General features: G+C 53.4%; 8 protein-coding genes. 7 read left to right on the top strand and 1 reads right to left on the bottom strand.

The genetic code is table 11. From position 1 onward, the window contains the following. The first annotated feature begins 55 nt into the window (after positions 1 to 55). From OGX83_RS07735 to fadK, 3 genes are all read left to right on the top strand, one after another. Positions 56 to 1,345, top strand: a complete 1,290-nt coding sequence (locus tag OGX83_RS07735) for an FAD-dependent oxidoreductase (RefSeq protein WP_286587719.1) — start codon at positions 56 to 58, stop codon at positions 1,343 to 1,345. Then, positions 1,342 to 1,635 carry a ferredoxin family protein gene (locus OGX83_RS07740; RefSeq protein ID WP_003832609.1) on the top strand — a complete coding sequence of 98 codons (294 nt, stop codon included), beginning with the start codon at positions 1,342 to 1,344 and terminating at the stop codon, positions 1,633 to 1,635. Before OGX83_RS07735 ends, OGX83_RS07740 begins: the two co-directional genes overlap by 4 nt. A gap of 82 nt (positions 1,636 to 1,717) precedes the next feature. Beyond that, positions 1,718 to 3,355 carry a medium-chain fatty-acid--CoA ligase gene (gene fadK / locus OGX83_RS07745; protein ID WP_060682297.1) on the top strand — a complete coding sequence of 546 codons (1,638 nt, stop codon included), beginning with the start codon at positions 1,718 to 1,720 and terminating at the stop codon, positions 3,353 to 3,355. Between the two features lie 67 nt (positions 3,356 to 3,422). Here the strand turns inward: fadK and ppsA are convergent, their stop codons facing one another. Further along, positions 3,423 to 5,801, bottom strand: a complete 2,379-nt coding sequence (gene ppsA / locus OGX83_RS07750; RefSeq protein WP_234692323.1) for a phosphoenolpyruvate synthase — start codon at positions 5,799 to 5,801, stop codon at positions 3,423 to 3,425. 328 nt (positions 5,802 to 6,129) lie between these two features. Between ppsA and ppsR the strand changes: the two genes are divergently transcribed. The 4 genes from ppsR (at position 6,130) to OGX83_RS07770 (ending at position 10,552) form a co-directional block, all read left to right on the top strand. Next, on the top strand, positions 6,130 to 6,963 hold the full coding sequence (gene ppsR / locus OGX83_RS07755) for a posphoenolpyruvate synthetase regulatory kinase/phosphorylase PpsR (RefSeq protein ID WP_003832602.1): 834 nt from the start codon (positions 6,130 to 6,132) through the stop codon (positions 6,961 to 6,963). A 126-nt stretch (positions 6,964 to 7,089) separates the two neighbouring features. Continuing rightward, the gene (aroH, locus tag OGX83_RS07760) at positions 7,090 to 8,136 is read left to right on the top strand and encodes a 3-deoxy-7-phosphoheptulonate synthase AroH (RefSeq protein ID WP_111465733.1); all 1,047 of its coding nucleotides are present in this window, start codon (positions 7,090 to 7,092) and stop codon (positions 8,134 to 8,136) included. A gap of 170 nt (positions 8,137 to 8,306) precedes the next feature. Continuing rightward, positions 8,307 to 8,495, top strand: coding sequence for a hemin uptake protein HemP (gene hemP / locus OGX83_RS07765; protein ID WP_032943171.1), 189 nt, complete (start codon positions 8,307 to 8,309; stop codon positions 8,493 to 8,495). Between the two features lie 74 nt (positions 8,496 to 8,569). Beyond that, positions 8,570 to 10,552, top strand: coding sequence for a TonB-dependent hemoglobin/transferrin/lactoferrin family receptor (locus OGX83_RS07770; protein ID WP_286587722.1), 1,983 nt, complete (start codon positions 8,570 to 8,572; stop codon positions 10,550 to 10,552). The last annotated feature ends 33 nt before the right edge of the window (positions 10,553 to 10,585 follow it).

Genomic DNA, 10,585 nt, shown 5'->3' on the forward strand with positions numbered 1-10,585 from the left:
CCCACATTTAACGCACATATCCCGCTGCCCTCGCAGCGGGAAAGGAGCATAAAGCATGTCAGATGAAAAATTTGATGCCATTGTGGTCGGTGCTGGCGTGGCGGGTACGGTTGCAGGCTACGTGATGGCTCAGGCCGGACTGGACGTACTGGTCATCGAGCGCGGAAACAATGCAGGCAGTAAAAATATGACCGGCGGAAGACTCTATGCACATAGTCTTGAGCGCATCATGCCGGGGTTCGCGCAGGAAGCGCCGCTCGAGCGTAAAGTCACCCGCGAAAAAATCTCCTTTCTGACCGAAGAAAGCGCCGTCACTCTCGATTTCCATCGTGAAAAAGCTGACGCACCAACGCAGGATTCGTATACCGTTTTGCGCAACAGACTTGACCCATGGCTAATGGATAAGGCGGAACAAGCTGGCGTGCAGTTCATCCCCGGCGTGCGCGTCGATGCCCTGATCCGCGAAGGTAATAAGGTTACCGGAGTTCAGGCCGGTGACGATATCCTGGAAGCCAATATTGTCATCCTTGCCGATGGCGTCAACTCTATGCTGGGGCGTTCTCTGGGGATGGTTCCGCCCTCTTCTGCACATCACTATGCCGTTGGCGTAAAAGAGCTGATCGGCTTACCTCCAGCGGTCATTGCAGATCGCTTCAATCTTTCAGGTAATGAAGGCGCGGCCTGGCTGTTTGCAGGCTCACCGTCTGATGGGTTGATGGGAGGCGGATTTTTGTATACCAACCAGGACTCCATCTCTCTGGGTCTGGTGTGTGGTCTGGGGGATATTGCCCATGCCACAAAAAGCATTCCACAAATGCTGGAAGACTTTAAGCGACATCCAACTATTCGGCCATTGATTGCCGGTGGAGAACTACTGGAATATTCCGCGCATATGGTGCCGGAAGGCGGTCTGGCAATGGTTCCAAAGCTGGTCGATGACGGTGTGATGATCGTGGGCGATGCCGCCGGTTTCTGTTTGAACCTGGGTTTCACGGTGCGAGGTATGGATTTGGCCATCGCTTCCGCAGAAGCCGCTGCCCAAACAGCTATTGCAGCAAAAGAACGCCAGGATTTCTCTGCCAGCAGCCTGATGGACTACAAGCGCGCGCTCGAACAGGGCTGTGTGATGCGTGATTTACAGCATTTTCGCAAGATCCCGGCGTTAATGGAAAACCCACGGTTGTTCACTCAGTATCCGCGTATGGTGGCCGACATCATGAGCGATATGTTCACCGTTGACGGACGTCCAAATCAACCGGTTCGCAAGATGATTATGTCCCACGCAAAACAAATCGGGCTGATGAACTTACTGAGAGACGGTATCAAGGGGGCAACTGCACTATGAATCAGGACAATACCGTTAACGTTGACGTCAAACTGGGCGTCAATAAATTCAATGTCGATGAAGGCCACCCGCACATCATCCTGGCCGAACATCCAGACCTTAATGAATTTCGCAAGCTGCTGAAAGCCTGCCCCGCCGGGCTGTATAAGCAGGACGAGAGTGGAAACATTCATTTTGATTCTGCTGGTTGCCTGGAGTGCGGAACGTGTCGAGTACTGTGCGGCGACACAATCCTCGACCAATGGGAATATCCGGTCGGAACATTTGGCGTTGATTTTCGCTACGGCTAATGGATTTTGCCTGTAGTACACCGGATCGGCCACGCCGGCCATCCGGTCAGATGTATGCCGAAATCATCCTGGGAATAACTTCATGAGTATCACACTAACGTTTAACGCCGAACGCCGCGAAGTCTGGCGGCAACAGGGTTTATGGGGAGATGCTTCGCTTGGCGATTACTGGAACCAAACTGCCAGAGCCATGCCAGATAAAATCGCCGTGGTTGATAACCATGGCGCTTCATACACCTATGCTGCACTCGACAGCGCGGCCAGCAGTCTGGCAACCTGGTTTTTAGCCTGCGGTATTCAACCCGGCGATCGCATTGCCTTCCAGTTACCGGGCTGGTGCGAGTTTACGATTATCTACCTGGCCTGCCTGAAAACCGGGGCCGTTTCCGTACCGCTGCTGCCAGCGTGGCGTGAAGCAGAGCTGGTATGGGTGCTAAATAAGTGCAAAGCGAAGATTTTTTTCGCACCGACGCTGTTTAAACAGACCCGACCGGTCGATCTGATCCTCCCCTTACAAAACCAGTTGCCGCATCTGCAACAGATCGTTGCCGTGGATAAACTGGCTCCGGCAACTACCTCGCTGGCGCTCAGTCAACTGCTTTTAGCTCCGCCTTTAACCCAGACGATTAATGTTCACGCCGATGAACTGGCGGCGGTGTTGTTTACCTCCGGTACCGAGGGAATGCCAAAAGGCGTAATGCTGACCCACAACAACATCCTTGCCAGCGAGCGCGCCTATTGTGCCCGCCTCAATCTCACCTGGCAGGATGTGTTTTTGATGCCCGCACCACTGGGACACGCTACCGGTTTTCTGCATGGCGTTACCGCACCGTTTTTAATCGGCGCACGCAGCGTATTGTTAGACATTTTCACCCCAATCGCCTGTCTTGAACTGCTGGAGCAACAACACTGTACCTGTGTGCTCGGCGCAACGCCCTTCGTCTACGACATGTTGTGTAGCATGGAAAAACGACCACGCGACCTCTCATCGCTACGCTTTTTCTTATGTGGGGGCACAACCATTCCACAAAAGATTGCCCGTGACTGCCAGCTGCTCGGCATAAAATTATTAAGCATTTATGGCTCGACAGAGAGTTCACCGCATGCGCTGGTCAATCTCGATGATTCGCTTTCTCGCATGATGAATACCGACGGATATGCTGCTGCAGGCGTCGAAATTAAAGTGGTCGACGAAGCACGCAATACGTTGCCCGCGGGGGTAGAAGGTGAAGAAGCTTCGCGTGGTCCCAATGTGTTTATGGGCTACCTCGATGAACCCGAACTCACCGCCCGCGCGCTGGATCAAGACGGCTGGTATTACAGCGGCGACTTATGCCGAATGGACGATGCGGGGTACATCAAAATCACCGGACGGAAAAAAGATATCATTGTCCGCGGTGGAGAAAACATCAGCAGCCGCGAAGTTGAGGATATTTTATTGCAGCATCCTCGCATTCACGATGCCTGTGTTGTCGCGATGCCGGACGAACGGTTAGGTGAAAGGTCGTGTGCTTACGTGGTCCTAAAACCCCCGCATCATTCGTTGTCGCTGGAATCAGTGGTGGCCTTTTTTAGCCGCAAGCGGGTGGCAAAGTACAAATACCCTGAGCACATTGTGATCGTGGAGAAATTACCGCGCACGGCGTCCGGTAAAGTACAAAAATACCAGCTTCGTCAGGATATTATTCAGCGTTTGAGCGTGGAGAGTATTACAGGATAAAGCGCCGAATGGCGATGCTCACGCATCTTATCCGGCCTACGTTGAATAGGCCGGATAAGGCATGATATTACTTGTTCAGTTCCGCCAGACTCAGCCAGGTTTGTACGACGGTGTCCGGGTTCAGCGACAGACTGTCGATCCCCTCTTCCATCAGCCAGGCCGCGAAGTCTTCGTGGTCAGAAGGTCCCTGGCCGCAAATACCCACGTATTTACCCTGTTTCTTGGCTGCACGAATCGCCATCGACAGCAGCGCTTTCACCGCGTCGTTACGCTCATCAAACAGTTCAGAAACCACACCAGAGTCACGATCCAGACCCAGCGCCAGCTGCGTCATGTCGTTTGAGCCGATGGAGAAGCCGTCGAAGTACTCGAGGAACTGCTCGGCCAGCAAGGCGTTAGACGGGATCTCACACATCATGATGATCTTCAGTCCGTTCTCGCCGCGTTTCAGCCCCTGGCGTGCCAGCTCTTCCACCACCGCTTTCGCCTGGGCAACGGTACGTACAAACGGTACCATCACTTCAACGTTAGTCAGGCCCATGTCGTTACGGACACGTTTTACTGCGTCGCATTCCAGCGCGAAGCAGTCGCGGAAGCTGTCGGCAACATAACGGCCCGCCCCACGGAAGCCCAGCATCGGGTTCTCTTCATGCGGTTCATAACGCTCACCGCCGACCAGGTTGGCATATTCGTTGGACTTAAAGTCAGACATACGCACGATGACGCGTTTTGGATAAAACGCCGCACCCAGCGTCGCGATCCCTTCCATCAGACGACCGACATAGAATTCACGCGGAGAATCGAAACCTTTCATCATGGCGCGGATTTCATTTTGCAGCTCAGGCGTCTGGTCATCGAACTCCAGCAGCGCACGCGGGTGTACGCCAATCATGCGGTTGATGATAAATTCCAGACGCGCCAGGCCGACGCCTTCGTTTGGCAGACAGGCAAAGTCGAAAGCCCGGTCCGGGTTACCGACGTTCATCATCACCTTCAACGGCAGATCCGGCATGGTCTCCACGCTGGAACTCTTTACGCTAAAATCGAGCATGTCAGCGTAAACATAACCGGTGTCACCTTCGGCACAGGAGACAGTTACCTTCTCACCATCTTTCATGCGCTCGGTCGCATCGCCACAGCCAACCACGGCCGGGATCCCCAGTTCACGGGCAATGATTGCCGCGTGACAGGTACGACCGCCACGGTTAGTGACAATTGCTGCCGCTTTCTTCATGATCGGTTCCCAGTCCGGGTCGGTCATGTCGGTAACCAGTACGTCGCCTGGTTCGATGCGGTTCATTTCGCTGATGTCATGAATGACTTTGACCGGACCCGCGCCAATGCGGTGGCCGATGGCGCGACCTTCAGCAATAATTTTACCCTGAGCATGCAGCGTATAACGCTCCATCACCTGACCGCGAGAGCGCACGGTTTCTGGACGCGCCTGAACAATGAACAGCTTGCCGGTATGGCCGTCTTTCGCCCATTCGATGTCCATTGGACGACCGTAGTGCTTCTCGATCTGCACCGCTTGCTTGGCCAGTTCCTGCACTTCTTCGTTAGTCAGGGAGAAAATGTCGCGTTGTTCCTGCGGGACATCTTCAATGGTCACCTGCTTACCGTGTTCCTGGGTCGGCGCGTAAATCATGCGGATTTTTTTCGATCCCATTGTGCGACGGACGATCGCCGGACGGTTAGCCGCCAGGGTCGGTTTGTGCACGTAGAATTCATCCGGGTTAACGGCGCCCTGCACGACCATTTCGCCCAAGCCCCAGGCGGACGTGATAAAGACAACCTGGTCGAAACCGGATTCGGTATCGATGGAGAACATTACGCCTGAGGACGCGAGGTCAGAACGCACCATCCGCTGAACGCCAGCAGAAAGTGCGACGCCACGGTGGTCATAGCCCTGGTGAACACGATAAGAGATCGCGCGGTCGTTAAACAGCGAGGCAAATACGTGTTTGATGGCAACCAGTACGGCATCAAATCCCTGGACGTTGAGGAAGGTTTCCTGCTGACCGGCAAATGACGCATCTGGCATATCTTCTGCGGTAGCGGAAGAACGCACGGCAAAAGAGGCATTGGCATCGTCCGCTGACAGCTGCGCGTAGGCATCGCGGACGGCATTTTCCAGTTCGGGCTGGAAAGGAGTGTCGATAATCCACTGGCGGATCTGTGCCCCGGCTTTCGCAAGCTCAGTGACATCGTCGATATCCGTTTTATCCAGCAGCTCATAAATGCGCTGGTTTACACCGCTCTGGTCCAGAAACTGGTTAAACGCATCGGCGGTCGTTGCAAAACCATTCGGTACGGAAACACCCATACCTGAAAGGTTAGTAATCATTTCACCCAGGGAGGCATTTTTGCCTCCAACTCTGTCTACATCATTCATGCCGAGTTGGTTATACCAAAGCACCAGCGGTGACGAGCCATTGTTGGACATCGAACAATCCTTATATATGAACGAGGTTAGGAAACTCAATTTTGCGTAATTATCTTGGCATATTTACTCCGGCGAAAAAAACGGTGAATCGTTCAAGCAACTTTATTTTTTATTTTTTCAGATTGTTTCCGCATTTGCGCAAACCCGCGAGCCACACGGGATCACCACAAAAATGACCGGTATAAACATTTGTTCCGAAAAATGAAATGTACTTTTCATTAAATATAAAAATACCGTTTCATTTTATAAAATAGATGCCGCAATATTCGCTTCTGGCGAATTTTAATTTATGCTTTCAGAGAATTATATCTGCCCCAGGATGAGCAAAATGGATAATGCTGTTGATCGTCACGTATTTTATATTTCTGATGGTACGGCCATCACCGCCGAGGTATTGGGTCACGCGGTGATGTCGCAATTTCCGGTCACGATCAGCAGTATTACGCTGCCGTTTGTGGAAAATGAGAGTCGTGCGCGCGCGGTTAAAGACCAGATTGACGCTATCTACCAACAAACTGGCGTGCGCCCTTTAGTGTTTTACTCCATCGTCCTGCCGGAAATTCGCTCGATCATTCTGCAAAGCGAAGGGTTTTGTCAGGATATCGTGCAGGCCTTGGTTGCCCCACTGCAGCACGAGATGAAACTCGACCCTACGCCTATCGCCCACCGCACGCACGGTCTGAATCCCGGTAACCTCAACAAGTACGACGCGCGCATCGCTGCCATTGACTACACCCTCGCCCACGACGACGGTATTTCGTTGCGCAACCTCGATCAGGCGCAGGTAATCCTGCTCGGCGTTTCCCGTTGCGGCAAAACCCCGACCAGTTTGTATCTGGCCATGCAGTTTGGTATCCGCGCGGCCAACTACCCCTTTATTGCCGATGATATGGATAATCTGGTGCTGCCCACCTCCCTGAAGCCGTTGCAGCATAAGCTGTTCGGTCTGACTATCGACCCTGAGCGCCTGGCGGCCATCCGCGAAGAACGCCGTGAGAACAGCCGTTACGCCTCGCTGCGTCAGTGCCGTATGGAAGTCGCTGAGGTAGAAGCGCTGTACCGGAAAAACCAGATCCCCTGGCTGAACAGTACCAATTATTCGGTAGAAGAGATTGCTACCAAGATCCTCGATATCATGGGACTGAATCGCCGCATGTACTAGAATGCTAGTGCATTGGTTCGATTTTTTGTTATTATGCTCGCCACCAGGCAGGATGAGTGTGATATTGTGATGTACATCACTTCCCGGTAGTCCTGCCGTTGAAGCAACAAATTTCTGAGACAAGTAATGAACAGAACCGATGAACTCCGTACTGCGCGTATTGACAACCTGGTCACTCCAGCAGAGCTTGCGCAACGGCATCCTGTTTCGTCCTCCGTCGCCCGTCATGTTACGGACTCCCGACGTCGGATAGAAAGAATTTTAAATGGTGAAGACCCCCGTTTACTGGTGATCGTAGGTCCCTGCTCGATTCACGATCTTGATGCCGCGATGGAATACGCGACACGGTTACAGGCGCTGCGCACTAAGCACGAGGCGCGTCTGGAAATCGTGATGCGTACCTATTTTGAAAAACCACGCACCGTCGTAGGCTGGAAAGGCCTGATTTCCGACCCGGATTTGAACGGCAGTTATCGTGTAAACCACGGTATTGAACTGGCGCGCAAACTGCTGTTGCAGGTCAACGAACTGGGCGTCCCCACGGCGACTGAATTCCTCGACATGGTGACCGGCCAGTTTATTGCCGATTTAATCAGTTGGGGAGCTATTGGCGCGCGCACCACCGAAAGTCAGATCCATCGTGAAATGGCCTCCGCGCTCTCCTGCCCGGTTGGCTTTAAGAACGGAACGGATGGCAACACGCGCATCGCCGTCGATGCGATTCGCGCCTCCCGCGCCAGTCACATGTTCCTCTCGCCGGATAAAACCGGTCAGATGACCATTTACCAGACCAGCGGTAACCCTTACGGGCATATCATCATGCGTGGCGGTAAAAAGCCGAATTATTATGCTGAAGATATTGCAGCCGCCTGCGATACCCTGCACGAATTTTCCCTGCCTGAGCATCTGGTGGTCGATTTTAGCCACGGTAATTGCCAGAAGCAGCATCGCCGTCAGTTGGACGTTTGTGATGATGTATGCCAGCAAATTCGCAATGGTTCGACGGCGATTGCCGGGATTATGGCGGAGAGTTTCCTGCGTGAAGGTACGCAAAAAATCGTTAGCGGCCAGCCGCTGGTTTACGGTCAGTCCATTACCGACCCGTGCCTGAACTGGGAAGATACTGAACTGTTGGTTGAAAAACTCGCCTCTGCGGTTGATAGCCGTTTTTAATGCTGTTCGCCGGGCAATATCACCTTGCCCGGCGCTAATCCCTTGTTTTCCCCTTGCTTATTGCGCAAAAAACGTTCTCGTCACAATTATTTCACAAAAACGCTTGCCGCAAATTTGTAGTTTGATGATAATGATTATCATTGTTACATTGATTGTTATTTTTAAACACTATATCACGTATGGATAACACAACGGCAACGCCTGCAAAAGACAAAACACCGCCTTCCGTCGCGCCAAACGAGCGACGAATTGACAGTAAAACCCTGCTTGGTAACGAAGGACGCGTGATCATAGAACATGATGGTCAGCACTACCTGCTGCGCCAGACACAAGCCGGAAAACTCATTCTGACTAAATAAACAACACATTTCGCCAGCCACCCAGGTCATACCCAGGCAGCCAGCGCTTTTCGATTTCCTAATGGAGAGTTGCTATGCCTTACCTGCACACCGCTTCCCTGCGCCCATCGCTGTTGGCGCTGGCGATTATCAGTAACCTGCCCGCCGTCGCCTGGGCGGCGGTCGAGGATATGACCGTTACCGCCACCGGCAATGCCCGTAGCGCCTTTGAAGCGCCAATGATGGTTAGCGTCATTGACGCCACCGCCCCAGAAAACCAAACCGCCAGCTCCGCTGCCGACCTGTTACGTAAGGTTCCAGGCCTGACCCTTGACGGTACGGGCCGTACCAACGGCCAGGACGTGAATCTGCGCGGCTATGATCGACGCGGAGTTCTGGTACTGGTTGACGGCGTTCGTCAGGGAACCGACACCGGACACCTGAACAGTACCTTCCTCGACCCGGCGCTTATCAAACGCATCGAAGTCGTGCGTGGCCCTTCCGCACTACTGTACGGTAGCGGCGCGCTAGGCGGCGTGATCGCCTATGACACTGCAGATGCCAAAGATCTACTGGAAGTCGGGAAAAACAGTGGTTATCGCGTGTTCGGTACCTCGGCGACCGGCGATCACAGTCTCGGCATGGGCGCCAGCACGTATGGCCGTACCGATACGCTGGACGGACTGCTTGCCTGGTCCAGCCGCGATCGCGGTGATTTACGCCAGAGTGACGGTACTACTGCGCCGAATGACGAAGCAATTAACAATATGCTGGCGAAAGGTAGCTGGAAAATTGACAGCGCCCAGACGCTGGCCGGTTCGCTGCGTTACTACAATAATGACGCCCGGGAACCTAAAAACCCGCAGACCAGCGCGGCGGATGCCAGCAATCCGATGACCAACCGTTCAACGATCCAGCGTGATGCGCAACTGACCTACTCGCTCGCTCCGGCGGACAATAACTGGCTGAACGCTGACGCCCGTATCTACTGGTCCGAAGCGCGCATTAATGCTCAGAATGCAGATAACACTGGCGAATTCCGCAAGCAAACCACCAAAGGCGGGAAGATCGACAACCGCAGCCGCCTGTTTACCGACTCTTTTGCATCTCACCTGTTGACCTACGGCGGTGAATACTATCGTCAGGAACAACAACCGGGAGGAGCAACAACTGGTTTCCCGGAGGCTAAGATCGATTTCAGCTCCGGCTGGCTCCAGGATGAAATCACCCTGCGCGACCTGCCGGTTACGCTGCTGGGCGGTACCCGTTATGACTCTTATCGCGGCAGCAGCGACGGTTATGAAGATGTCGATGCCGATAAATGGTCGTCCCGCGCCGGATTAACGGTTGCGCCAACTGACTGGCTGATGCTGTTCGGTTCATACGCTCAGGCTTTCCGTGCCCCGACTATGGGCGAGATGTATAACGATGCGAAACACTTCTCGATTGGTCGTTTTTACACCAACTACTGGGTGCCGAACCCTAACCTGCGCCCGGAAACCAACGAAACACAGGAATACGGATTTGGCCTGCGCTTTGACGATCTTCTGATGGCGAGCGACGCGCTCGAATTTAAAGCCAGCTATTTCGACACCAAAGCGAAAGATTACATCTCCACCAGCGTCGATTTCGCCGCTGCGACAACCATGTCCTATAACGTACCCAACGCCAAAATCTGGGGCTGGGATGTGATGGCGAAATATTCCACCGATCTGTTCAGCCTCGACATGGCCTATAACCGCACACGCGGAAAAGATACTGACACCGGCGAATACATTTCCAGCATTAACCCGGACACCGTCACCAGCAAACTGAATGTGCCAGTTGCGCACAGCGGTTTCTCTGTCGGCTGGATAGGGACATTTGCTGACCGTTCAACGCATATCAGCAGCACCTACGCTAAACAGCCCGGCTATGCGGTAAACGATTTCTACGTCAGCTATCAGGGCCAACAAGCGCTGAAAGGCATGACCACCACGCTGGTACTGGGCAACGCCTTCGACAAAGAGTACTGGTCGCCGCAAGGCATTCCGCAGGATGGTCGTAATGGCAAAATTTTCGTGAGTTATCAGTGGTAATCACTTTTCCCCGGTTCGCCGGGGCCGCAATCT

It is taken from the genome of Citrobacter sp. Cpo074, assembly GCF_030332745.1.
GTDB lineage: Bacteria > Pseudomonadota > Gammaproteobacteria > Enterobacterales > Enterobacteriaceae > Citrobacter > Citrobacter portucalensis.